Genomic DNA, 23,442 nt, shown 5'->3' on the forward strand with positions numbered 1-23,442 from the left:
CCCTCGTAGGCCCGGCGTTCAGCGCCGACGCACACGCAGGGCCAGGGCGGCGCCGCCGGTGAGCACCAGCACCGCCGCGGCGCCGCCCGCCAGCATCGGGGCCGAGGGGCCGGAGTCGTCGTCGGGGGTGGAGGCGAGCGGAGTGCTGTCGGGGGTCTGCGGGGCGGAGGCCGCCGGACTCGGCGGTGTGCTGGTCCGGGTGGGCGTCGGTGACGGGACTGTGCTCTTCTTGGCGGCCGATGCCGAAGGCGTCGCCGAAGCCGGCGTTTTCGGCGACGCCGCACCCCCGCCCTTCTCCGACGCCGGGAACACCACGTCCGAGCACGAGTAGTACGTGTCCGCCGTGCTGCTGTTCTGCCAGATCGTGTACAGCACATGCCGCCCCGTCCGGTCGGACGGCAGCTTCCCCGTGATCCGGTACGCGCCGTCCGTCAGGGCCGGGTCCGTCACCTCGGCGAACGGCTGGGACGGCAGGTCGGACCAGGTGAGCGGCTGCGCCGGGTCGTAGCCCTGCTTCGTCAGGTAGAGCCGGAACGTGCCGGTGTGCGGGATCGTCGAGACGTACCGCATCGTCAGCGTGGCACCGGGTTTCAGGCTGGTCGACGGCCAGTCGGAGCGGGCGAGGTCGAGTCCCCGGTACGGGGACAGACCGCCGCTGCACAGCTGTCCGTCGGGGACCGTCTGCCGGTCCCGGCCGTTCACGTTCGCGATCCGCAGGTTGTCCCAGGCGGTGAAGGGCGCGCCGTTCGCGGCGACGGCCGCCTTGCACGCCGCCGAACCGGTTGCGTCGCCGGCCTCGGGGGAGCAGGCGAACACCCGGCTGACCGGGTCGGTGGGCGCACCGTGCGCCTGCGCCGGTCCCGCCGCCCAGAGCGGAAGCAGGAACGGGGCCACGGCTACGGCCCCCAGGGCTCTGCGGTATGCGGTCATCCGGGACATCCGGAACGTCTCCTCGGCCGGGCACGGGAACGGTCTGCTGTGTCAGTACGGAAAACCGGCCCGGCGCGTTCACCCTGCGACGGCCGGGGGCGAAACGGGCTGTAACCGGTCAACTGTCCGGTGTCTAGGGTGAGTTTCCGGCCGGATCGAGGGTTTCCCCTGTATCCGGATGGTCTTTTCTTTGCCTATCGTTCGACCACAGCTGACCCATAGGTAACCCCGAAACGGGTCGCTGCCCGCGCCTGGCCGGCCAACGCGTCGTCGAGCGACCCGCATGTCCTGCATGTCCTGGCGTCGCTCGGTCGGGGTTCGTCCCCACTGCTTTTCGGTTCACCCCCCGCCGCTTCGAGGACGAAGCGAATCGACCGCCGCTCCGCGCTGTCCGGAGTACGGCCACGAAAGGCAAGCCCTTGCGCACTTCCCCCTCCCTCAGACGGAAGCTGATATCCGTCGCGGCGGTCTCCGCCGCACTCTTCACGGCCGCCACCGCGTCGGTCGCCGTCGCCCAGGAAACCCCCGTCCGGGAAGCCGCCGCCGTTCCGGCCGCGCAGACCGAGGCCGCCCCCGGCGCCGTCGCCGAACGCCTCATCGTCGGCTACAAGTCCGGCGCCACCGAGGCCAAGTCGAACAAGGCCGCCGACGCCGACGCCGTGGCGAAGGGCAAGGGGGCCGGCGAAGACCTCGACTTCCAGCGCCGGCTCGGCACCGGCGCCGCCCTGGTCGACCTCGGCGCGGACCTCACCAGGACGGATGTCGCCGACATCGTCGCCGAGTACCAGGCCGACCCGCAGGTCGCCTATGTCGTACCGGACCGTCTGAACAAGCCTCTGGCCACGCCCAACGACACCGAGTACACCAAGCAGTGGGACCTGTTCGAGACCGCTGCGGGCATGAACGTACCGGGCGCCTGGGACGTCTCCACCGGCAGCGGGGTCACCGTCGCCGTCATCGACACCGGTTACGTCACCCACTCCGACGTCGGCGCCAACATCGTCGGGGGCTACGACTTCATCTCCGACGCGACCGTCGGCAACGACGGCAACGGCCGCGACAGCAACCCGGCCGACCCGGGCGACTGGACCGCGGCCAACGAGTGCGCGTCCGGCGACCCCGCCTACCCCTCCTCCTGGCACGGCACCCACGTCGCGGGCACCATCGCAGCCGTCACCAACAACAGCAAGGGCGTCGCGGGCATCGCGTACGGCGCCAAGGTCTCCCCACTGCGGGTGCTCGGCAAGTGCGGCGGCTACGACTCCGACATCGTCGACGCCATCACCTGGGCGTCCGGCGGTACGGTCTCCGGTGTCCCGGCGAACACCAACGTCGCCAAGGTCATCAACATGAGCCTGGGCGGCGGCGGTGCCTGCTCCAGCGCGACCCAGAACGCCATCAACGGCGCCGTGAACCGTGGCACCGCGGTCGTCGTCGCGGCAGGCAACAGCAACGCCAACGCCGCCAACTACTCGCCGGCCAGCTGCAACAACGTGATCAGCGTGGCTGCCGCCGACCGCCAGGGGAACCGCTCCTACTACTCCAACTTCGGCTCGGTCGTCGACATCGCCGCCCCGGGCGGCGAGACCAACTCCGTGGCCTCCAACGGCATCCTGTCCACGCTGAACTCCGGCGCCCAGGGCCCGTCCACCGAAAGCTACGAGTACTACCAGGGCACCAGCATGGCCGCCCCGCACATCGCGGGCCTGGCCGCGCTGATGAAGTCGGCCGGCGCGTCACTGACCCCGGCCCAGATCGAGTCCGCGATCAAGACCAACTCGCGTACTCTTCCCGGTACTTGCTCTGGTGGCTGCGGTGCCGGCCTCGCGGACGCGGCCAAGACGGTGCAGGCGGTGAGCGGCTCCGGCGGCTCCTCGGGGGGCACCACCTTCTCCAGCGGCACGGCCGTCTCCGTCCCGGACAACGGCTCGGCGATCGAGTCGTCGATCGCGGTCAGCGGTCGCAGCGGCAACGCCCCCTCGGCCCTCCAGGTCGGTGTGGACATCACCCACACCTACCGCGGTGACCTGGTCATCGATCTGGTCGCGCCGGACGGTTCGACCTACCGTCTGAAGTCGGCCGGCTCGGACTCCGCCGACAACGTCATCGCCACCTACACGGTGAACGCGTCGACCGAGACCGCGAACGGCACCTGGAAGCTGCGCGTCCAGGACACGGCGGCGCAGGACACGGGCACGCTCAACAGCTGGAAGCTGACCTTCTGAGCGGACGGTCATGAACTAGCGGACTGCCAGAGACGGGCGGGCCGGCCGGTGCGGATGGGCACTGGCCGGCCCGTCATTTTTCGCCGTCACTCGATACCGTCCACCCCGTTTTTTGGCCATCCCTTCACGCACACCACACGATGCGAAGAGTATGAATCTGCAAGTCGCGGGAATGGAGTGAAAGTCGGCGGTCGGTCATCAGTCCATCGGAGCCGCTGTACGGTGAGTTATCGTCTACGGGGAGTAAGAACAAACGGCATGAGCCGTCTTTTTTACAGGAGCCCCACGATGGCCAGGCAGTTACGCGCCGAACAGACCCGCGCGGCGATCATCGCCGCGGCCGCCGACCTGTTCGACCGTCAGGGCTACGAGTCGACCAGCCTGAGCGACATCGTCGAGCACGCCCAAGTCACCAAGGGTGCCCTGTACTTCCACTTCGCGGCCAAGGAAGACCTGGCCCACGCCATCATGGAGATCCAGTCCGCGGTGGCCCGCCGGCTGGCGGAGGAGATGGACAGCCGAGGCTACACCTCCCTCGAAGCGCTGATCCGCACCACGTTCGGTATCGCCCGCCTGTCCGTGGAGGGCCCGGTCCACCGGGCCGGCCTCCGGCTCGCCACCGGCGGGGTCGTCATACGGCCGCCGCTGCGGCACCCCTTCACCGAGTGGCTGGAGATCATCTCCCGCAAACTCGTCGCCGCGGTCAGGGAATCCGACATCCACCAGGACATCGACGTCGACGCCGTCGCCCACTCCCTGGTCTCCTTCTTCATCGGCACCCGGGTCGTGGGGCGCTCCCTCGACCCCCTTGCCCGGCAGCCCCGCAGGATGGCCGAGATGTGGCACGTCCTGATCCGCGGCCTGGTGCCGGTTCCCCGGCGCGCCCGCTATCTGAGCCTCGCCACCCGACTGGAGCGGGAGATCGGCGCAGGTTGATCCGCGCGATACGGTGACGCGCATGCCCCTCGCCCCGTCCGCGCCCGTGATCTTCGGCAACGAACCCGGCTCGTTCCCGCACAGCGTCCTCGCCGAGCGCCACCCCGCGATCGTGGCGCAGGTCCGGGAGGCCTTTCCGTACGGACCCGAGCGGCGGCGGGCGCTCGACGCGCTCCTCGACAGCTGCACCAAGGGCGTACTCGAACCGCTCCCGGCCGACGCGCCCGACCGGGACCGCTGGGCGGCCTGGGGCGCGGCCGAGTACACCGGCCGGTCCTGGTTCGACATCCCCTGGCTGTGGTCCGAGAGCTACTTCTACCGCCGGCTCCTCGACGCGGTCGGTTACTTCGGCCCCGGCACCTGGCAGGGCATCGACCCCTTCCGCCCCTCCAAACTCGCCGAACTCGACGCCCCGGAGACGGACCAGGAACTCGCCGCACTCGACGACCTGGAGGGGAAAGAGGCCGGCCTGCGGGCGCGCGCCCTGCTGCACGGCTCCCTGTGGGGCAACCGCGCGGACCTCGGCTTCCGGCTGTCCGCCGTGGACGCGGGGACACCCGCCGCAACGCCCGCCCTGGTCGCCGACGACAGCGAGACCCTCTTCTCGCTCCTCCCGCCCTCCGGCACCGGCACCCTCTGCCTCGTCGCCGACAACGCGGGCCGCGAACTCATCCCCGACCTGCTCCTCATCGCCCACCTCCTCGCGCACGGGCACATCGAGCGGGCGGTGCTGCACATCAAGCCGTACCCGTACTACGTCTCCGACGCCACGACCAGCGACGTCCTCGACGCGCTGCGCCGGATCGCCGCCGCACCGGGCGCGGCCGCGAGGTACGGCCGCGAGCTGTGGGCGGCGATGACCGACGGACGCCTGGCGGTACGGGCCCACCCTTTCTCCTGCGCCCCGCTGCCGTACGCGGACATGCCCGACGACCTCCGTGCGGAGTTCGCCTCGGCCACGCTGACCGTGGTGAAGGGCGATCTCAACTACCGGCGTCTGGTGGGCGACCGGAGGTGGCCGCCGACCACACCGTTCGCCGAGGTCACCGCGTACTTCCCCGGCCCGGTCGCCGCGCTGCGCACGCTGAAGTCCGATGTGATCACCGGCCTCAACGCCGCCACGGAGGCCGCACTGGTCGCCGCGGAAGGACAGCGCTGGCGGACCGGCGGCACCCATGCGCTGATCCAGGTCCGCGGCTGATCAAGCCACCCGCACGGGCAGCGACTTGAGCCCGTTGATGAAGTTCGACACCAGCCGCTCCGGCCGCCCCGCGAGCCGCGGACCGGGCAGCGTCCGCAGCGCCTCCCCGTACAGCACCCGCAACTGAAGCCGGGCGAAGTGCGCACCCAGGCAGACATGCGGTCCGTCCCCGAAGGACACATGCGGGTTCGGCGAGCGGGACAGGTCCAGCCGTTCCGGATGGGCGAAGACCCGCTCGTCGCGGTTGGCGGCGGCATGGAAGACAACCACCTTCTCGCCCCTGCGGATACTCTGCCCCGCCAGCTCGGTGTCCTGCGCGGCGGTACGGCGGAAGGTCAGGACGGGCGGATGCCAGCGCAGCAACTCGTCGACGGCGGAGGTGAGTTCGGCCTTCTTCGTGAGCAGCAGCCGGTACGCCCGAGGGTGCTCGGCCAGTGCCAGCAGTCCGCCGGGCGCGGCGCTGCGGACGGTGTCGTTGCCCGCGACCGTGAGCAGGAAGAAGAACATCTCCAGCTCGGCGTCGGCGAGTTCGGGGTCATGGGCGAGGATGGTCATGACGTCGTCGGCCGGGTACCGCCGTTTGTAGGCGGCGAGTTGCCGGGCGTACGCGAACATGTCCTTCAGCATGGCGGGCGACCGGGGATTGACCGGCTTGCCGTCCGTGTCCAGCACCGGCGTTCCGGCCTCGTCCGGGTCCTGGTAGCCGATGACCCGCCGGGTCCAGTGCAGCAGCAGCCCGCGGTCCCGTTCGGGGACGCCGAGCAGATCGGCGAGGTTGAGCAGGGCGTAGTCGTCGGTGACGGCGGTGACGAGGTCGACGGTGCCGTCCGCCGCGCGGGCCGTCTCCAGGGCCCGCGCGAAAAGCGTCCGGGCCCGCTCCCGCGCGAGGGCCGTGAAGTGTTCGATCCGCCCGGGAGTGAAGGCCCGGCTCACCAGACGCCGCAACCGGCCGTGCTGCGGCGGGTCCTGATTGAGCATCATGCGCCGGATGAACGGCAGGTCGTCCGGGTCGGGATCCCGGATCTGCGTGGCGCCGAGGCGGGAGGAGTACGTCGTCGAGTCCCGGAGCACCCGCACGACGTCCGCATGCCGGGTCACCGCCCAGAACCCGGGACCGGCCGGCCAGCCCAGCACCTCGGGTTCCTCCTGCCGGGCCACGGGGTGGTGGTCGCGCAGGACGCGGTAGGCGGCGTACGGCACTCCGGCGGCGTACCGGCGTGGATCGAAGACGTCGGGGACGGGCGGTGCCTCGTGCACCGTCACGCCGGCTCCGCGGCCCGCGCAGCGGTGAATGTTTCGTGGCCGAGGGGGAGCACGCGGGAGGTCATGCGACTACCGTCACCCGGGGGAGAGTGCTCGGCAAGGGGCGCGCAATCTCTTCACCCCGGCGCGGAATGGCGCATGAGCATGTGGTGATCATGACAGATCCTTGATACCCATGCGCGCATGACGTCACGCCACTTATGTGCGGGACCGCGCAAGCTCGCGGCGACCCTGGCCGCCCTGACCCTCGCCCTCACGGCCTGCGGCGACGACGGGGACTCCGGATCCTCGTCCGGCGGCGGGAAGACCGTCACCGTGGCCGCCCTGCCGCTGATCGACTGCGCCGCGCTCTACATCGCCCGGGACCGCGGGCTCTTCGAGAAGGAAGGCCTGGACGTCCGGATCCAGCAGATCCAGCAGAGCCTCCAGGCGCTGCCCGCGCTGGCGAAGGGGCAGGTCGACATGGTCGCGAGCGCGAACTACGTCACCTACTTCCAGGCCCATGAGCAGGGCACCCTCGACATCCGTATCGTCGCCGAATCGATCCGGGCCGCGCCGCACATGATGGACGTACTGGTGCCGAAGGACTCGGACATCAGGACCGCCGCCGACCTCGAGGGCCGCAAGCTCGCCGTCAACGTGCTCAACAACGTCCAGTCACTCACCCTCAACGAGATCCTGGAGAAGGAGGGCGTCGGCAAACCCGTCTACCGGCAGGTGGCCTTCCCGCAGATGGGCGCCGCCCTGGAGAAGGGGCAGGTCGACGCGGTTCACGCGGTCGAGCCCTTCGACAGCGTCATCCAGGACGAGTTGCAGGCCAGGGTCGTGGTCGACGGCGCGGCCGCGCCCGTCGAGGACATCCCGCTCAGCGGGTACATCACCACGAGCCAGTACGTGGGCGAGAACGAGGAGACCCTCGCCGCCTTCCAGCGGGCCCTCAAGGCCGCCGCGGAGATCGCCGCCAAGGACCCCTCGGCGGTGCGCGAGACCGTGCCGACGTACACCAAGGTGACCGATGCCCAGGCGGAGCAGATCGGACTGCCGACCTTCCCGCCCACCGTGGACGCCGAGGAGATCTCCCGGCTCACCGACCTGATGACAAAACAGGGGCTGCTGAAGAAACCGATCGACCCGGCGACCCTCGTGGTGAAGTGAAACGGCGTCAGGAACTCGGGCTCGGTGTGCTCGGCGTGCTCCTTGCCTTCGGGGTGTGCGAGGCGGTGAGCCGGGCCGGGATCGTGCGCCGCAGCTATCTGCCGCCCGCCTCCGAAGTCCTCTCCAGAGCCTTCGAGCTGGCGGGCGACAGCGTCTTCCTGGACGGCATCGGGGCCACCCTGCGCGCCTGGGTGCTGGGGCTCGGCCTCGCCTGCGCGATCGCCGTCCCGCTCGGTCTGCTGCTGGGCAGCGTGCCCCTCGTCGACGCCGCCGTACGCGCGATCGTCGAGTTCCTGCGCCCGCTGCCGTCCGTCGCGCTGATCCCGCTCGTCTCGCTGCTGCTCGGCTCCGGCACCGAGACCAAGGTCGCGCTCATCACGTACGCCTGTGTGTGGCCGATCCTCTTCAACACCATCTACGGCCTCGGCGAGACCGACCCTCTCGCCAAGGACACCCTGCGCGCCTTCGGCTTCGGGCGGCTCGCGGTCCTGCTGCGCGTCGAACTCCCGGGCACGGCCCCCTTCATCGCCGCCGGCATCCGCATCTCGGCCGCCGTCGCGCTCATCCTGGCCGTCGCCACCGAGATCCTCGCGGGCTTCGGCGAGGGCCTCGGCATCTTCATCGCCCAGGCGAGCCTGTCGACGGACGGTACCCGGGACGTACTCGCCGGCGTGGTGTGGGCGGGCGCGCTGGGCCTCGTCATCAACGGCGTCCTGGTGTGGGGCGAACGCCGACTGTTCCCGTGGACGCCGGAGCAGCGGGAGCGGGCGGCGGCCTATGGCGGGAGGGGCGCGTGAGGGCGGCGGCACTTGCCCCCGTGTCCGTGGGCTGTGCGGTGGGGGAGGGCTGTGTGAGTCGGGACCGGGCGCTGAGGATGGGGCGCTTGCGTGGGCCGGGAGTCGGACTGTGCCCGCAAGCCGGGCGGCTGGGATGGGTGCGGGTGCGCTGGGCGGGCCCGGATTCGTGTCCGTTGTCTGTGGGCCGTGCGGTGGGGGAGGGCTGTGTGAGTCGGGACCGGGCGCTGAGGATGGGGCGCTTGCGTGGGCCGGGGGTCGGACTGCGTCCGCAAGCCGGGCGGCTGGGATGGGTGCGGGTGCGTTGGGTGGGCCCGGATTCGTGTCCGTTGTCTGTGGGCCGTGCGGTGGGGGAGGGCTGTGTGAGTCGGGACCGTGTGCTGAGGGCGGAGCGCTTGCGTGCGCCGGCACCCGGACCGCGTCCGCGAGCTGTGCGGCTGGGATGGGCGCGGGTGGGATGGGCGGGCCTGGAACTGTGTCCGGGGGCTGTGCGGCGAGGTAGGTGCGTGTGAGCCGGGCCGGGATTGCCGTGCGGGCGGTGCGGGGCGGTGCCCGGCGGCCGGTCGGTGGGGTCGCCGTCCGAGGTGCGTTGCTGCGCTGGATCGTGCTCGCCGTCGCCGTCGGCTGCTGGGAGGTCGCCGCCCGGGCCCACGACAGCGTCTACTTCCCGCCGCCGGGCCGAATCGCGCACCGCGCCTACGAGTTGTGGTTCTCCGGCCCCGTCCGGCAGGTGTTCCTGACCGACGCCGCCATCGACAACATCGGGCCCAGCCTCGGCCGGATGGCCGCGGGGTTCGCGATCGCCGCCGTCGCCGGCATCGCGCTCGGTGTGGCGGTGGGCCGCTCGCGCCGGACGTACGCGCTGTGCAACCCGGTGCTCCAGTTCGCGCGGGCCGTACCACCCCCGGCCCTCGTCCCCGTCTTCGTCGTCGTCCTGGACTTCGGTACGCAGATGCAGGTCGCGTCGATCGCCTTCAGCGCCGTCTGGCCGGTGCTGATCAACACCGCGGAGGGGGCCCGCAACACCGACCCGCTGCGGCTCGACGTCGCCGCCGTCCTGCGCCTGAACGCCGTGGAAAGGCTCCGCTTCCTCCTCCTTCCCTCCGCGCTGCCCCGCATCTTCGCGGGCCTGCGCCTGAGCCTTTCGCTCTCCCTCATCCTCATGGTGTTCTCGGAACTGCTGCCGGGCACCGCGAACGGCATCGGCTTCACGCTCACCGACGCCCAGTCGCGTTCCGACCTGCTCACCGTCTGGGCGGCGCTGGTCCTGCTCGGCGCCCTCGGCTATCTGCTCAACACCGGCCTGCTGGCGGTCGAGAAACGGCTGATCGGCACGGGGAGGTCCATATGAGGGCACAGGGCAACCGCGGCTCCACTGAACCGCGCACGGTCCGCGACCGGCCCGACGATCTCCCCGCCGCCCTCGACCGTGCGCCCAGCGCGGGCGACGACGCGGCCCCGCACCCCCTCCACCTCCGCGTCACCGCCGGCGAGGGCGCGCTCCACGACTCCAGGGACAGGTGACGCTTCCGGATGCTCAGCCTCGACGAAGTCGGCCAGCACTACGGCGACCATCCCGTCCTGCACGACATCACCCTCACCGTGCCGGACGGCCAACTCCTGAGCGTCGTCGGCCCGTCCGGCTGCGGCAAGTCCACCCTGCTGCGCACCATCGCGGGCCTGCTCCCCGCGCGCGAGGGCACGGTCACGATCGACGGCACACCGGTCACCGGCGTACCCGACCAACTCGCCGTCGTCTTCCAGGACTACGGCCGCTCCCTCTTCCCCTGGCTCACCGTCCGCGAGAACGTCGCCCTCCCGCTGCGCCGCCGCGGCCTCGGCCGGGCCGAGCGGCGCGCCGAGGCCGAGCGGATCCTGGAACGCGTCGGCCTCGACGGCGCCGCCCGCCGTCACCCTTGGCAGCTCTCCGGCGGCATGCAGCAGCGTGTCGCCATCGCCCGCGCCCTGGTCTGCCGCCCCTCGCTCCTCCTCATGGACGAACCCTTCGGCTCCCTCGACGCCCAGACCCGCGAAGACCTCGAAGACCTCCTCCTGGAGGTCCACCGCACCGACGGCACCACCATCGTCTTCGTCACCCACGACATCGACGAGAGCGTCTACGTCGGCGACCGCGTCGTCATCCTCTCCCCGGGCCCCGGCTCCCGCGTCGTGGGGGACCTGCCGGTCGAACTCCCGGGCAAGCGGGACCAGATCACCACCCGGGGACTGCCGGAGTTCGTGGCGCTGCGGACGCAGGTGGGGCGGGCGGTGCGGGGGTCCTGACGCGGACGGCCGTCAGACCACGCGCACGTCCTGCCACACCATCCGGTGGTCCGACGTCGGCACGTTCGCCCCGCCGCCCACCAGCCGGTACAGCGGGTCGTCGGACGTCGGCCAGAACACGCCGTTCGACCCGGGTATCAGCCCCTTGGACGGCAGGACGTAGTCGACGCGCAGATTACCCGGCGCGGTGTCGTTGAAGTCCGCCGTGTCGTACTTGGGATCGCCGGTGTGCGAGGAGTTGGCACCGCCCTGGAGCCGCGCCGCCTCGACCGCGCCCTTGCTCGTGGGCGGCGCCTTGGGCACGTTGACCGCCGGGTGGTCCAGCAGCAGACGGATGGCGTGGTCGTAGCTGTCGCCGTCGTACGGATCGGCGTTCTGATCCCCGGCCAGCACGAAGCGCGCCCCAGGCCGCAGCCCGCCGCGCGTCCCCTTGTCGTCGTACAGGTACGAGCTGCGGCGCCGTCCGCCGATGTAGTCGGCCCACAGCCGGATCTCGTCGTGGTTGCGCCGGCCGTTACGGTCCTCGGTGCCGTCGAAGCTGGGCGGCGTCGGGTGCGACACCAGGAAGTGCACGGTCTCGTGGCCGATGCTGAGCGGCACGTCCCAGTGGCTCTTGGAGGAGAGCCGGAAGACCGCCTGGGCCTCGGCGCTGTAGTAGCCCGGAGGCATGACGTGGCCCGGCATGTCCCGCCACAGGAAACGCTGGAAGGGGCGCACCGCGCGCGTGTCGATCGGGTACTTGGAGAGCACCGCCATGCCGTACTGCCCGGGGAACCAGCCGTATCCGTACGCGTCCTGGCCGTACGCGTCCGAACCGGGCGTCGTCACCGCGCCGTTGCGTCCGTCGAAGTCCAGCCCCGAGGCCACGCCCGTGTTCACCGGCCCGGTGAAGTGGTGCCGGTAGCTCACGGGCTTCGCGCCGTTCTGTCCGACGGCGAGGTAGTTGCGCAGGAAGAGGCGGACCGCCGTGCCGGACTCGTCGTAGTCGAACTCGTTGATCAGCAGCACGTCCGGGTCGACCCGCTGGATCGTCTCGGCGACGTTCTTCGCCTGGGTGTTGTCCGGAGTGGACAGGTCGGTGACGAGCGCGCCCTGAGTGCCGCGGTTCAGGGAGGCGTTGAACGTGGCGAAGCGCACCGTGCGCCCCCGGCGGTCCGATGCCGCGGCGGGCAGGGCCGAGGTGCCGGCCAGCGCCGCCCCGGCCAGTGCGGTGAGCGTGGCGCGACGGGAGAGGGATCTGGGCTGGTCCATCGGAACTCCCTTGAGGAGAGGCACGTGAATTTCCGTAGTCTGCGCGCGTAGAGATGAACGCCACAAGTCCCCCCGAGAACTCCCGGATTCACCCTTGATTCACGCGATGGTGTGATCATGTCCGGGGCCGCGGATGTCCCCGGAAACCCGCGGGTAGGGCCCGGCCATGACGCAGCAGCCCTTCGAACTCCCGCACTTCTACATGCCGTATCCCGCACGGCTCAATCCGCATGTCGACGAGGCCCGCGCCCACTCGACCGCCTGGGCACGCGAGATGGGCATGCTGGAAGGGTCCGGGATCTGGGAGCAGTCCGACCTCGACGCGCATGACTACGGCCTGCTCTGCGCCTACACCCACCCCGACTGCGACGGACCCGCCCTCTCCCTCGTCACCGACTGGTACGTGTGGGTCTTCTTCTTCGACGACCACTTCCTGGAGATCTTCAAGCGCACCCAGGACCGCGCCGGCGGCAAGGCCTACCTGGACCGGCTGCCGCTGTTCATGCCGATGGACCTGTCCGCCGAGGTACCCGAGCCGCAGAACCCGGTGGAGGCGGGCCTCGCCGACCTGTGGGCGCGCACGGTGCCCGCCATGTCCGCCGACTGGCGGCGCCGCTTCTCGGTCGCCACCGAGCACCTGCTCAACGAGTCCCTGTGGGAACTGTCCAACATCAACGAGGGGCGGATCGCCAACCCCGTCGAGTATGTCGAGATGCGCCGCAAGGTGGGCGGCGCCCCCTGGTCGGCGGGGCTCGTGGAGTACGCGAACGCCGAAGTGCCCGGGGCCGTCGCCGGGTCGAGGCCGCTCAGGGTCCTGATGGAGACGTTCTCCGACGCGGTGCACCTGCGCAACGACCTGTTCTCCTACCAGCGGGAGGTGGAGGACGAGGGCGAGCTCAGCAACGGAGTGCTCGTCCTGGAGACCTTCTTCGGCTGCACCACCCAGGAGGCCGCCGACACCGTCAACGACATCCTGACCTCCCGACTGCACCAGTTCGAGCACACCGCCCTCACCGAAGTGCCCGCACTGGCCCTGGAGCAGGGCCTCACGCCCCAGGACCTCGCCGCGGTCGCCGCGTACACCAAGGGACTCCAGGACTGGCAGTCCGGCGGCCACGAATGGCACATGCGCTCCAGCCGGTACATGAACGAGCGCGCCCGCTCCACCTCGCCCTGGCAGGGCCTGACCGGCCCGGGTACCGCCGCCGCCGACGTCGGCGCGCTGCTCGCCGCGGCAGGCGCCGAGCGCCTGCGCGCCTATACGCACGTGCCGTTCCAGAAGGTCGGCCCGTCCCTGCTGCCCGACTTCCACATGCCCTTCCAGGTCGAGCTCAGCCCCCACCTGGACGACTCCCGGCACCGCCTCAAGGGCTGGGCGCACCGCATGGGCATCCTCCAGGAGGGCGTCTGGGACGAGGACAAACTCCGTGCGTACGACCTCGCGCTGTGCTCCGCGGGCCTCGACCCGGACGCCACCGCCGAGGCCCTCGACCTCAGCGCGCAGTGGCTCGCCTGGGGCACCTACGGCGACGACTACTACCCGCTCGTCTTCGGCCACCGCCGCGACCTGGCCGCCGCCCGGCTGACCACGACACGCCTGTCCGACTGCATGCCCGTCGACGGCGAGGAGGCCCCCGTCCCCGCGAACGCGATGGAGCGCGGACTGATCGACCTGTGGGCCCGTACGACGGCGGAGATGACCTCCGAGCAACGGCGCACCCTGAAGACCACGGTGGACGTCATGACCGACAGCTGGGTGTGGGAGCTGTCCAACCAGCTCCAGAACCGCATCCCCGACCCGGTCGACTACCTGGAGATGCGGCGCGCCACCTTCGGCGCCGACCTCACCATGAGCCTCTGCCGGATGGGCCACGGCCCCGCCGTCCCACCGGAGGTGTACCGCAGCGGCTCCGTCCGCTCCCTGGAGAACGCCGCCGTCGACTACGCCTGCCTGCTGAACGACGTGTTCTCCTACCAGAAGGAGATCGAGTACGAGGGTGAGATCCACAACGCGATCCTTGTCGTCCAGAACTTCTTCGGCTGCGACTACCCGTCCGCCCTGGGCGTCGTCCATGACCTGATGACCCAGCGCATGCAGCAGTTCCAGCACGTGGCCGCGCACGAACTGCCGCTCGTCTACGACGACTTCGACCTCTCGGACGAGGCGCGCGGGGTCATGCGGGGCTATGTGGTCGATCTTCAGCACTGGATGGCGGGCATCCTGAACTGGCACCGGGAGGTCGACCGCTACAAGTCCCACTGGCTGGCCCGGCGCGCCCACGGCTTCCTCCCGGACCGGCCGCCCGCTCTGCCCGTCAGCTGAGGTCAGCCGACGTCCCGCGGCCGCTCCGCGGTCTACTCGGCGAGCTCCCGGACGCCGCTCGCGGCGTTCACCGGTAGCTCGCCGAGCGGCGGCGACGGTGGTGGAGGCACTGACCGAACGGGGGTGAGTCACTATGACTTCCCGTTCTTGACCATGGGTCAGTCTCACTCGTTCGTGGCTCGTCGTGCGCCGGCGCTCCGGGTAGTTCATCAGCCGGAGGCGAAGACATGGAACAGACTGCGTTGCGTCCCAAGCCGATGCCCGGTCAGGAGTCCGGCGGCGGCCCCGCGTCCGACCCCGCACGCCGCCCGCACGCGGCCCGCCGACGTCGCCGACGGCTCACGACCCTGCTGTTCGGCCTGTTCGTCGGTGCGGTCCTGGTCCTGTCCGGGGTCGGCCTCGGGACGGTGGGCGCCACCGTGATCGGCATGAGCAAACTCGCCGACCTGCAACGCCAAGCGGGGCAGGCGGGTCAGCCCGGCGATGGCCCGGCCCCGGCTCCCCGGTCCGCCTCGGCGCTCCCCGGCCCCACCCCGCCGCCCACCACGCCCACCCCGTCACCGGCGCCCGCCGGTGCCACCCTCGGTGTGGAGGCCGTGGACGCCGAGAAGTCAGGGGCCATGGTCGTCGGCGTCCACGTCCCCGGCCCCGGGTACGCGGCGGGCCTGGTCAGGGGCGATGTGCTCCTCGCGTTCGACACGACCCGGATCGACACGGCCGCCGACCTCGCGCGAGCGGTCGCCGACACCCGCCCCGGATCCGAGGTCACCTTGACAGTGCGTCATGAGAGCGGTGGTTATCAGCAGTTGACGGTCGTCCCGGGCGTCGTCACCTGACCGTCCTGGAACCCGGGCTTGTCGTAATGCCTGGGAGCCATCCAGGCATTAGCCCTCATGGTGGATCAGTGGTCGTCCGTCAGGGGTGGTGGTCGGTGACGCGCTGAAAGGACCTGCAAACCGGCTCGCGCGGCCCCCGCCGTGCGGGCAGGATGCTGCCGTAGTCCCTTCAGCCGCACAGGGAGGCCAGGATGACCGGCACTGCGGCGCCCTTCGGCGCCGACGACTACCGGGCCCGTATGGAGCGCGCAGCGCGGGCGGCCGCCGAGGCGGGGCTCGCCGGGCTGCTCGTGACGCCGGGGCCCGACCTGGTGTGGCTGACCGGCTACGCACCCACCGCTGTCACCGAACGGCTCACCCTGCTGGTGCTCACCCCCGGACAGGACCCCGTGCTCGTGGTGCCCACGCTGGAGGCACCGGACGCGGCCAAGGCGGCCGGCGCGCCCGCGCTGACACTGCGCGACTGGACCGACGGCAAGGACCCCTACGCCGCCACCGCGGCGCTCCTTGACTCCACCGGGCGCTTCGGCATCAGCGACAACGCCTGGGCCATGCATCTGCTGGGCCTGCAGAAGGCGCTGCCCGGCACCTCCCACGCCTCCCTCACCGACGCCCTGCCCATGCTCCGTGCCGTCAAGGACGCGGCGGAGCTCCGGCTGTTGGCGGCCGCCGGCGCGGCCGCGGACGCGACGTTCGAGGAGATCCGGAAGGTTCCCTTCGCCGGCCGCCGCGAGTCCGAGGTCGCCGCCGACCTCGCCGGCCTGCTACGCCGGTTCGGGCACTCCCAGGTCGACTTCACGATCGTCGCCTCCGGCCCGAACGGTGCCAATCCCCACCACGAAGTGGGCGACCGGGTCATCGGGCACGGCGACATGGTGGTCCTCGACTTCGGCGGCCTGAAGGACGGCTACGGCTCCGACACCTCCCGCACGGTCCACGTCGGCGAACCGACCGACGAGGAGCGCCAGGTCCACGACCTGGTGCGCGCGGCCCAGGAGGCGGGCTTCAGGGCCGTACGGCCCGGCGTCGCCTGCCAGGAGGTCGACCGGGCCGCCCGCGCGGTCATCGCCGACGCCGGATACGGCGAGTACTTCATCCACCGCACCGGACACGGAATCGGCGTCACCACGCACGAGCCGCCGTACATGATCGAGGGCGAGCAGCAGCCCCTGGTGCCGGGCATGTGCTTCTCCGTCGAGCCCGGTATCTATCTGCCCGGCCGCTTCGGCGTCCGCATCGAGGACATCGTCACGGTCACCGAGGACGGCGGTCGCCGCCTCAACGACACCGCCCGCGAAATGGTCATAGTGAACTGACCGAGCATCAGGAGCCTCCCACGACGACTTCGAGCGACGACGGCGTGACCATGACCCAGGCACCGACACCCACCGCGGACACCGTCCGACGACTGGTCCGTTCCCTGCTCAAGGACGGGGCCGCAGCGAAGGGCGCCGCCGGACCCGACGTCCGGCCGGTCGCAGAAGGCGGCGGGCACGCCACGTGGTGGGTCGGCACCCGCCATGTCCTGCGTCTCGCCCCCGACCGCGACGCCGCCGTCCGTCAACGCCGCGAACTGCGCCTGCGCGACCTCGTCCGCCCGCACGTCCCGGTCGCCGTGCCGACGAGCGTGTCGCACGGCGAGTGGGCGCCCGGGCTGACATACACGCTGGACACCAAGGTTCCCGGCGGCTCGGGCGAGGAGCACGACGTGTCGGCCGTCGGGGAGGCCGACCTGGCCGGGGTGCTCACCGGACTGCGCGAGGTACCGGTACGGCAGGCCGAGACCCTCGGCGTCCCGCGCGCCGCACCGCGCTCCCTGGAGGCCCTGCGCCGGGCCGCCGAACGCGCCGCCGGTCGTCTCGCCGCCGCCGACGAGTTCGACGCCGTACGCCTCCACCAGCTCACCGCACCCGCCGCGGTCCAGCTCGCCGCACAGCCCGGCACCGCGATCCTCGTCCACCACGGCCTCACCGGAGAGCACCTCGTGGTCAGCGCCGACGGCCGGGTGCGCGGTGTCCTCGGCTGGACCGACGCGGTCCTCGGCGACCCCGCCGAGGACATCGCCGGTCTCGCGCTCGCCGTCGGCTCGCCCGCCGCCGTCCGCGCCGCCACTCTCGCCGGCTACGGCGCTCGCCCCTGCCTGCGCGGCCTCTGGCTCGCCCGCTGCGACAGCCTCCTCCGCCTTGCCGAACGCCTCGAAGGCCGGGGCGGCAGCCCTCCGCCGCTCCTGCGGGAGCAGCTGGAGCGAGCCTGGGAGGCGATCCTGCTGGAACGGGTGACGGAGTTGCGGGACGACGAGACGGACGAGGAGTCATAGGGGCAGCCGGTCCGGGGACGAAGGGCTGCGCGTAAGCGTTTGCGCAATCGCTTACGCGCAGCCCTTCGTGCCCCCGTCCGCGCCGACCCGCCCACTGCTCACCGCTCACCGCTCACGCCTGCAACAGCACCACGCACGACTCCCCGGGCAGATGCAGCAGCCCGTCCTGGCCCGGCGCGTCGACCGGCTCCCATGCGGCGAGCACCTCCGCCGGACGCGGGCCCAGGGGGATCGCCGCCGGCTCCTTGGCGAGGTTGACGGCCACACGGACGTCCCCGCGCCGGAAGGCGAGCCAGCGCCCCGCCTCGTCGTAGGCCACCTTGGTGTCGGCCAGGTCGGGATCGGTGAGGTCGGCCTGCTCGTGCCGCAGGGCGATGAGCCGGCGGTACCAGGCCAGCACGCGCGCGTGAGGCTCCTGCTCCGGCTCGGACCAGTCGAGGCAGGAGCGGTCGCGGGTCGCCGGGTCCTGCGGGTCGGGAACGTCCTCCTCGGCCCAGCCGTGCGCGGCGAACTCCCGCCGTCTGCCCCGCCGTACGGACTCGGCGAGCTCGGGGTCGGTGTGGTCGGTGAAGAACTGCCAGGGCGTGCCCGCGGCCCACTCCTCGCCCATGAACAGCATCGGCGTGAACGGGGCGGTCAGGATCAGCGTCGCCGCGCAGGCCAGCAGGCCGGGGGAGAGGGACGCCGAAAGCCGGTCGCCCAGGGCCCGGTTGCCCACCTGGTCGTGGGTCTGGCCGTAGCCGAGCAGCCGGTGCCCGGCCACGCGCGCGCGGTCCAGGGGGCGCCCGTGCTGCCGGCCCCGGAAACTCGAGAACGTGCCGTCATGGAAGTAGCCGCCGGTGAGTGTCTTGGCGAGCGCCGCGAACGGGGCCCGCGCGAAGTCGGCGTAGTAGCCCTGGGACTCGCCGGTCAGCGTCGAGTGCAGGGAGTGGTGGAAGTCGTCGTTCCACTGCGCGTGCAGGCCCAGGCCGCCCGCTTCACGGGGGGTGACCAGCCGTGGGTCGTTGAGGTCGGCCTCGGCGACCAGGAAGAGCGGCCGGTCCAGGTCGGCGGCCAGGGCGTCCACGGCCGTCGACAGCTCCTCCAGGAAGTGGCACGCGCGCGTGTCGGCCAGCGCGTGCACCGCGTCCAGGCGCAGCCCGTCGATCCGGTAGTCCCGCAGCCACGCCAGCGCGCTGCCCAGCAGATACGCGCGCACCTCGTCCGAGCCGGGCGCGTCCAGATTGACGGCGGAACCCCAGGGCGTGTGATGCGTGTCTGTGAAGTACGGGCCGAACCGGGGCAGGTAGTTGCCGGACGGCCCCAAGTGGTTGTGCACCACGTCGAGGACCACGCCCAGGCCCAGCTCGTGAGCCCGGTCGACGAACCGTTTCAGCGCCTCGGGGCCGCCGTACGGCTCGTGCACCGCCCACAACGAAACCCCCTCGTACCCCCAGCCGTGCCGCCCGGGGAAGGGGCACACCGGCATCAACTCGACGTGCGTGACGCCCAGTTCGACGAGATGTCCGAGCCGCTCGGCGGCGGCGTCCAGGGTGCCCTCGCGCGTGTACGTGCCCACGTGCAGCTCGTACAGGACCGCGCCGGGCAGCGGGCGCCCGGCCCACTCACTGCGCCACGCGTAGCGCTCGTGGTCGACGACCGCGCTCGGCCCGTCCGGGCCGTCCGGCTGTCGGCGTGAACGCGGGTCGGGCAGCACGGGGCCGTCGTCCAGCGCGAAGCCGTACCGAGTGCCGTCGTGCGCCTCAGCCTCCCCCCTCCACCAGCCCGCTCGGTCAGGATCGCGCTCCAACGCGCGCGTGGCGCCGTCGCACTGGAGCGTCACACGGTCGGTCTGCGGTGCCCACACCTCGAACTGCACGGACGGTTCCCCTTCGTCTGCTCACCGTGATGTAGCCCGTCCATGGTGCTTCAAACGAGATCAATCCGCTTTTGAATCTTCCCTTTTGCGGCGGGTGTCGTCGGAATACGCGCGCGTGGCGGCTGTTCCCATGTCTTCTGGACACCCGGCGTTCACTGCCCGACAATCACGAACGTGATGTCGTCTTTCGAGTTCAACACGTACCCCGCGCGGCTCTCCGACGCGGAGCGCGACAGGGTGCTGAAGGTGCTCCGGGACGGCGTCGCCATGGGCCGTCTGTCGCACGACACCTTCATCCGGCGCATGGAGGTGGTCCTCGCCGCCCGCCGTTCCGAGGACCTCGCGGCCATCACCGCCGACCTGCCCACCGAGAGCCGTTTCTCGCGGCTGGTGTTCGGCACGGTGGAGGCCGTTTCCGGGTTCACGGTACGGCTGCGCAGGGCCTGGCAGGCCGAGCGGCTGCCCAAGCTGCTGCTGCCCCACCCCGGGAACGGCCATTCGCTGCGCATAGGGCGCGACCCCGCCAACGGGCTGCGGCTGACCCACGAGACGGTGTCCCGGGTGCACGCCGAACTCAGTCGGCAGGGCGGCCTGTGGGTGCTGCGGGACCTCGGCTCGACCAACGGGACGACGGTGAACGGGCGACGCGTCATCGGCGCCGCAGTCGTCCGCGAGGGTGATCAGGTCGGCTTCGGACGGATGTCGTTCCGGCTCGCCTCGAACTGAGAACGGCCGGTCCGGATCCCGCCTCGGTGGCCGAAATCCCTTTGCCTCTTGCGGTGTTGACGTACCCGTCAACTCGTGACTGACTGTGCGTACACCATGCACACCAGGTGAACCGACGGCACCACTTGTGGAGGTGTGTCCTGCCGCCACTCCTCCGCTACCCGACCGTCGACGAACTGGACGCCCGGGCGGCGACGCTCGTCGCCCGGCATCCCCGGGACGCCCGACTGCGCCGTGTCGGAAGCTCCCGCGCGGGCACACCCCTGTCGTTGCTGTCCGTCGGTCATGGCAGCCGCCAGGCGCTCGTCGTCGCCGGTCCGCATGCCAACGAACCAGTGGGCGGCGCCACCGCCCTGCGGCTCGCCGAACGGGTCCTCGCCGACCCCCGGCTCACCGAGGGAGCCGACGCCACCTGGAACCTGCTGCTGTGCCTCGACCCCGACGGTCTGCGCCGCAACGAGGGCTGGCTGCACGGCCCGTACACCCTTGGCCATTACTTCCGGCGCTTCTTTCGGCCCGGCTTCCTCGAACAGCCCGAATGGCTGCCCGACGGCGCGGCCGCCGCCGTACTGCCGGAGACCCGCACCCTGCTCGGCCTCCAGGACGAACTGCGGCCGTTCCTCCAGTGCTCGCTGCACGGGGTCGACGTGGGCGGCGGCTTCGTGGAACTCACCCGCGACCTGCCCGGTCTCGCCGGGCGTATCGCGCAGACCGCGGCCCGTCTCGGCATACCGCGCGAACTCGGCCCGTACGACACCCTGTACTGGCCGGGCCTGGGACCCGCCGTCTACCGGATACCGCCACCGCGCCGGGGTGACCTGGCCGCGGCCATCACCGAGGCCGCCGTCGAATCGACGTGGTTCCACCCCCACTCGTACGGCACGGTGACCGCGGTCGTCGAGGCGCCCATGTGGAGCGTGGCCGCCGTGGAGGACGCCACCGAGCCCGCCGACCCGGCCGGCGTGCTGCGGACCGTCAGTCACACGCTGCGGCACGACACCGAGGTCCTTCAGCGGCTCCTCGCGCGGATCCGGCCCCATCACGCAGGCGCACCGGACGCGGCGCGCCTGCTCGCTCCGGTCGACGACTATTTACTGGTCTGCCCCGGCCTCGCCGACGCCTGGGACCCGGACGTCAAGGGAACCGACGGCACGCGTCCGCTGCCCCCGCTCAGCACCGCCCATCTGGCCACCCTGCGCATCGCCGGACGCCGGCTCGCGCTGCGCACGGCGGGGCTGCTGCACCAGCTCGTGGCGGGCGCGGGGCGCGATCCGGCCGGGGTGCTGCCGGAGCTGGACCGGCTGATCGACGCGTGGTGCGCGGACTACCGCGACGGCTGCGGGGCCCGCTGGGTGCCGGTCGCCCGCCAGGTGGAGTACCAGGCGAGAGTGGTGCTCGCCGCGTTCGAGCTGGCCGGACGGCAGGAGCCGGTGCGCTCCCGTTCGGGTGAGCAGGGGTGGGGTGCGGAGGCCGCCGTGCCGATGCATCAGGAATGACGTACTTCACCACGGCGAAAGCGGTACGGGGCGGCCTGCTCGCGGCAGCTGCCCTCCTCGTCGCCTCCGCGACTCCGGCGCTGGCGACGCCTCAGGAGGCCCCTCCGGGCAGCTGGCTCTACCTCACCGTCACCCAGGGCGAGGCCCGGGCCGGTGACGCGCCCGGCAAGCTGCTCCTGTGCAACCCGCCCCGGGGACACGCCCGCGCTGCCGAGGCCTGTGCGGAACTGGCGGCCGCGGGCGGCGACATCGGCGGCATCCCGCAGAAGGACACCTTCTGCACGATGATCTACGCGCCGGTGACCGCCACCGCGCGCGGGGAGTGGAACGGACGGCCGGTCCAGTACACCAAGACCTTCTCGAACCCGTGCGCGATGGCGGCGTCGACGGGGTCGGTGTTCGGGCGCCAGGACTGAAAGTCAGGGTCGACCGGTGTACGCACGCGCGTGGTGGTCTTCCCCGTCACGCGCGCGTGCCGGGTGTCCTCACGGCGTCCCCCGGCCTGTCGTCACGCCGCCCGGTCGCGCGCGTGCCGCACCGCCGCGACGACCGTACGGGACTGGTGCTCGACCTGGTGCTCCAGCGGCACCCAGCGGGCGCGGAAGCGCTCCGCGAAGGCGTCGCTCCAGGTCGCGACGAGCCGCTCCAGCCGGGGCGCCGCGCGGTCGCCGCTCTCCTGAAGGACCCGCAGCAGCATGGCCGCCGCCCGTAGCGGCAGCCGGCGCGCGAACGCGTCCACGCTTCCGATGTACGCCATCGAATTGTCGGCGGGCGCCGTGTGCATCCAGTCCGCGGCCAGCCCCGGAACCAGCTCCAGCGCCCACCTGGCGGCCCGCAGCAGCGGCCCGTCGACGCCCTGGAGCCGCGGCAGCACCTCGGTGAGCACGCGCTCCACCTCCAGCGAGTCGCGCAGCAGCCGTCCCGCCAGCCGCCGCATCTCCGCCGCCGGCGCCGGATGCGGCGCCGGATCGTCCACCAGGTCGCTCGCCCACATCGGTACCTCGACGACCGCGGTCAGACCGCCGTACCGGTGCACGTGGTACCAGGTGCTGTGCCGCGCGTCGTCCGGCATGCTCGGATACGCCGCGCCCGCACCGGGGCCGGGCATCACATGCACCCCGGGCCCGGAGGCGGGCCAGCCCGCGGCATCCGAGGCGCCCGTCTCCACCGGGATGTGCAGCTCCGCCGCGGACTTGGCGAACGGCTCGGCGAGGCCGGGAAGGTCCTTCGTCAGCTGCACCCAGCTGCCGCCCAGATCGGTGCCGTGCAGAGTCACCTGGAGGTAGGGGCGCAGCTCGTCGATGACGCGGGTCAGGACGCGGGTCTCCGGCGGCAGTCGGTCCGGCGGCAGGACGGACGGTGACCATTCCGGCTGCTCGGGTCCCGCCGGCCGGAAGAAGCCGAGGTGGTAGTCGTGGAGGCTGCGCGGCGCCGGAGTCACGTGCAGGCTCGCCCCGTCGGGGTCGGCGCACAACAGGAAGTGCCAGGAGGTGTCGGCCCGCAACCGCCGCTCGTGCAGCACCCGTTCCGCGAGGGCCAGAGCCGTCGAGCCCCCGGTCGGCTCATTGGAGTGGGCGCCCGCGACGACCAGGACGGCGTGGCGGGCATGGCCCATCGACAGCAGGTGCAGGGGTCTGCCCGCGCGGGAGACACCCACTTGTCTCAGGGCACTGAGGCCGGGCCGGTGAGCGGCCAGCGCCCGGGCGGACGAGACAAGTTCGGAAACGGTGGGGTAGCGCAGCTCCGGCAGGAGACTCACCCCCGACACATCCGCCCGGCTTCGCAATCCGCAGTACCCCACGGTGGCCGGACAGTGTCAAGGAGGTGGCGGGGGAGGCTCCAGGGGGC

20 protein-coding genes are annotated in these 23,442 nt (G+C 71.7%); 15 read left to right on the top strand and 5 right to left on the bottom strand.

From position 1 onward, the window contains the following. Nucleotides 1-18: 18 nt before the first annotated feature. Entirely contained in the window at nucleotides 19-939 is a 921-nt protein-coding gene (locus KCH87_RS04645; protein WP_210584350.1) for a lytic polysaccharide monooxygenase, read from the bottom strand. 410 nt (nucleotides 940-1,349) lie between these two features. Between KCH87_RS04645 and KCH87_RS04650 the strand changes: the two genes are divergently transcribed. From KCH87_RS04650 to KCH87_RS04660, 3 genes are all read left to right on the top strand, one after another. After that, nucleotides 1,350-3,155, top strand: a complete 1,806-nt coding sequence (locus tag KCH87_RS04650; protein WP_210584351.1) for a S8 family serine peptidase — start codon at nucleotides 1,350-1,352, stop codon at nucleotides 3,153-3,155. A gap of 288 nt (nucleotides 3,156-3,443) precedes the next feature. After that, nucleotides 3,444-4,091 carry a ScbR family autoregulator-binding transcription factor gene (locus tag KCH87_RS04655; protein ID WP_210584353.1) on the top strand — a complete coding sequence of 216 codons (648 nt, stop codon included), beginning with the start codon at nucleotides 3,444-3,446 and terminating at the stop codon, nucleotides 4,089-4,091. Nucleotides 4,092-4,113: 22 nt separating this feature from the next. After that, a complete protein-coding gene (locus KCH87_RS04660; RefSeq protein ID WP_210584355.1) occupies nucleotides 4,114-5,292 on the top strand; it encodes a damage-control phosphatase ARMT1 family protein in 1,179 nt (392 codons plus the stop codon). Here KCH87_RS04660 and KCH87_RS04665 read toward each other — a convergent pair whose 3' ends face one another. After that, nucleotides 5,293-6,555 (bottom strand): cytochrome P450, encoded by a 1,263-nt coding sequence (locus KCH87_RS04665; protein WP_210584357.1) that lies wholly within the window; start codon nucleotides 6,553-6,555, stop codon nucleotides 5,293-5,295. 183 nt (nucleotides 6,556-6,738) lie between these two features. Here KCH87_RS04665 and KCH87_RS04670 point away from each other — a divergent pair, with 183 nt between their 5' ends. The 5 genes from KCH87_RS04670 (at nucleotide 6,739) to KCH87_RS04690 (ending at nucleotide 10,787) form a co-directional block, all read left to right on the top strand. Then, nucleotides 6,739-7,710, top strand: a complete 972-nt coding sequence (locus KCH87_RS04670; protein WP_210584358.1) for an ABC transporter substrate-binding protein — start codon at nucleotides 6,739-6,741, stop codon at nucleotides 7,708-7,710. Next, on the top strand, nucleotides 7,707-8,507 hold the full coding sequence (locus KCH87_RS04675) for an ABC transporter permease (RefSeq protein WP_210584359.1): 801 nt from the start codon (nucleotides 7,707-7,709) through the stop codon (nucleotides 8,505-8,507). The genes KCH87_RS04670 and KCH87_RS04675 overlap by 4 nt, the downstream gene beginning before the upstream one ends. A 505-nt stretch (nucleotides 8,508-9,012) precedes the next feature. Further along, entirely contained in the window at nucleotides 9,013-9,855 is an 843-nt protein-coding gene (locus KCH87_RS04680; protein ID WP_308298748.1) for an ABC transporter permease, read from the top strand. Then, the gene (locus KCH87_RS04685) at nucleotides 9,852-10,028 is read left to right on the top strand and encodes a hypothetical protein (RefSeq protein ID WP_210584361.1); all 177 of its coding nucleotides are present in this window, start codon (nucleotides 9,852-9,854) and stop codon (nucleotides 10,026-10,028) included. The genes KCH87_RS04680 and KCH87_RS04685 overlap by 4 nt, the downstream gene beginning before the upstream one ends. A 9-nt stretch (nucleotides 10,029-10,037) precedes the next feature. Continuing rightward, nucleotides 10,038-10,787 (top strand): ABC transporter ATP-binding protein, encoded by a 750-nt coding sequence (locus tag KCH87_RS04690; protein ID WP_210584362.1) that lies wholly within the window; start codon nucleotides 10,038-10,040, stop codon nucleotides 10,785-10,787. A gap of 12 nt (nucleotides 10,788-10,799) precedes the next feature. Here KCH87_RS04690 and KCH87_RS04695 read toward each other — a convergent pair whose 3' ends face one another. After that, nucleotides 10,800-12,038, bottom strand: coding sequence for an endonuclease/exonuclease/phosphatase family protein (locus KCH87_RS04695; protein ID WP_210584363.1), 1,239 nt, complete (start codon nucleotides 12,036-12,038; stop codon nucleotides 10,800-10,802). 166 nt (nucleotides 12,039-12,204) lie between these two features. On the opposite strand from KCH87_RS04695, the gene cyc2 reads away from it, so the two are divergent. From cyc2 to KCH87_RS04715, 4 genes are all read left to right on the top strand, one after another. Then, the gene (cyc2, locus tag KCH87_RS04700; RefSeq protein WP_210584364.1) at nucleotides 12,205-14,361 is read left to right on the top strand and encodes a germacradienol/geosmin synthase Cyc2; all 2,157 of its coding nucleotides are present in this window, start codon (nucleotides 12,205-12,207) and stop codon (nucleotides 14,359-14,361) included. A gap of 227 nt (nucleotides 14,362-14,588) precedes the next feature. Then, entirely contained in the window at nucleotides 14,589-15,197 is a 609-nt protein-coding gene (locus KCH87_RS04705; protein ID WP_210584365.1) for a PDZ domain-containing protein, read from the top strand. Between the two features lie 191 nt (nucleotides 15,198-15,388). Beyond that, entirely contained in the window at nucleotides 15,389-16,513 is a 1,125-nt protein-coding gene (locus tag KCH87_RS04710; RefSeq protein ID WP_210584367.1) for an aminopeptidase P family protein, read from the top strand. Between the two features lie 50 nt (nucleotides 16,514-16,563). Continuing rightward, nucleotides 16,564-17,514, top strand: a complete 951-nt coding sequence (locus KCH87_RS04715; RefSeq protein WP_210584369.1) for an aminoglycoside phosphotransferase family protein — start codon at nucleotides 16,564-16,566, stop codon at nucleotides 17,512-17,514. Between the two features lie 112 nt (nucleotides 17,515-17,626). Here KCH87_RS04715 and treZ read toward each other — a convergent pair whose 3' ends face one another. After that, nucleotides 17,627-19,372 (bottom strand): malto-oligosyltrehalose trehalohydrolase, encoded by a 1,746-nt coding sequence (gene treZ / locus KCH87_RS04720; protein WP_210584371.1) that lies wholly within the window; start codon nucleotides 19,370-19,372, stop codon nucleotides 17,627-17,629. Nucleotides 19,373-19,546: 174 nt separating this feature from the next. Between treZ and KCH87_RS04725 the strand changes: the two genes are divergently transcribed. The 3 genes from KCH87_RS04725 to KCH87_RS04735 all read left to right on the top strand — a co-directional run bounded on the left by KCH87_RS04725 (nucleotide 19,547) and on the right by KCH87_RS04735 (nucleotide 22,010). Then, the gene (locus KCH87_RS04725; protein ID WP_210584373.1) at nucleotides 19,547-20,098 is read left to right on the top strand and encodes a DUF1707 and FHA domain-containing protein; all 552 of its coding nucleotides are present in this window, start codon (nucleotides 19,547-19,549) and stop codon (nucleotides 20,096-20,098) included. Nucleotides 20,099-20,223: 125 nt separating this feature from the next. Beyond that, nucleotides 20,224-21,594 carry a M14 family zinc carboxypeptidase gene (locus KCH87_RS04730; RefSeq protein ID WP_210584991.1) on the top strand — a complete coding sequence of 457 codons (1,371 nt, stop codon included), beginning with the start codon at nucleotides 20,224-20,226 and terminating at the stop codon, nucleotides 21,592-21,594. Then, nucleotides 21,591-22,010: an SSI family serine proteinase inhibitor gene (locus KCH87_RS04735; RefSeq protein WP_210584375.1), complete on the top strand. Its 420-nt coding sequence runs from the start codon at nucleotides 21,591-21,593 to the stop codon at nucleotides 22,008-22,010. Before KCH87_RS04730 ends, KCH87_RS04735 begins: the two co-directional genes overlap by 4 nt. Nucleotides 22,011-22,102: 92 nt before the next feature. On the opposite strand, the gene KCH87_RS04740 is transcribed toward KCH87_RS04735, so the two are convergent. Next, nucleotides 22,103-23,353, bottom strand: a complete 1,251-nt coding sequence (locus KCH87_RS04740) for a M14 family zinc carboxypeptidase (protein ID WP_210584377.1) — start codon at nucleotides 23,351-23,353, stop codon at nucleotides 22,103-22,105. Between the last annotated feature and the right edge of the window lie 89 nt (nucleotides 23,354-23,442).

Source organism: Streptomyces sp. GESEQ-35, assembly GCF_017948485.1.
GTDB lineage: Bacteria > Actinomycetota > Actinomycetes > Streptomycetales > Streptomycetaceae > Streptomyces.

Coding starts and splice junctions, on each gene's coding strand:
- KCH87_RS04645 (WP_210584350.1), bottom strand. CDS start 939: ATGTCCCGGATGACCGCATACCGCAGAGCCCTGGGGGCCGTAGCCGTG.
- KCH87_RS04655 (WP_210584353.1), top strand. CDS start 3,444: ATGGCCAGGCAGTTACGCGCCGAACAGACCCGCGCGGCGATCATCGCC.
- KCH87_RS04660 (WP_210584355.1), top strand. CDS start 4,114: ATGCCCCTCGCCCCGTCCGCGCCCGTGATCTTCGGCAACGAACCCGGC.
- KCH87_RS04670 (WP_210584358.1), top strand. CDS start 6,739: ATGACGTCACGCCACTTATGTGCGGGACCGCGCAAGCTCGCGGCGACC.
- KCH87_RS04685 (WP_210584361.1), top strand. CDS start 9,852: ATGAGGGCACAGGGCAACCGCGGCTCCACTGAACCGCGCACGGTCCGC.
- KCH87_RS04690 (WP_210584362.1), top strand. CDS start 10,038: ATGCTCAGCCTCGACGAAGTCGGCCAGCACTACGGCGACCATCCCGTC.
- KCH87_RS04695 (WP_210584363.1), bottom strand. CDS start 12,038: ATGGACCAGCCCAGATCCCTCTCCCGTCGCGCCACGCTCACCGCACTG.
- cyc2 (WP_210584364.1), top strand. CDS start 12,205: ATGACGCAGCAGCCCTTCGAACTCCCGCACTTCTACATGCCGTATCCC.
- KCH87_RS04705 (WP_210584365.1), top strand. CDS start 14,589: ATGGAACAGACTGCGTTGCGTCCCAAGCCGATGCCCGGTCAGGAGTCC.
- KCH87_RS04710 (WP_210584367.1), top strand. CDS start 15,389: ATGACCGGCACTGCGGCGCCCTTCGGCGCCGACGACTACCGGGCCCGT.
- KCH87_RS04715 (WP_210584369.1), top strand. CDS start 16,564: ATGACCCAGGCACCGACACCCACCGCGGACACCGTCCGACGACTGGTC.
- KCH87_RS04735 (WP_210584375.1), top strand. CDS start 21,591: ATGACGTACTTCACCACGGCGAAAGCGGTACGGGGCGGCCTGCTCGCG.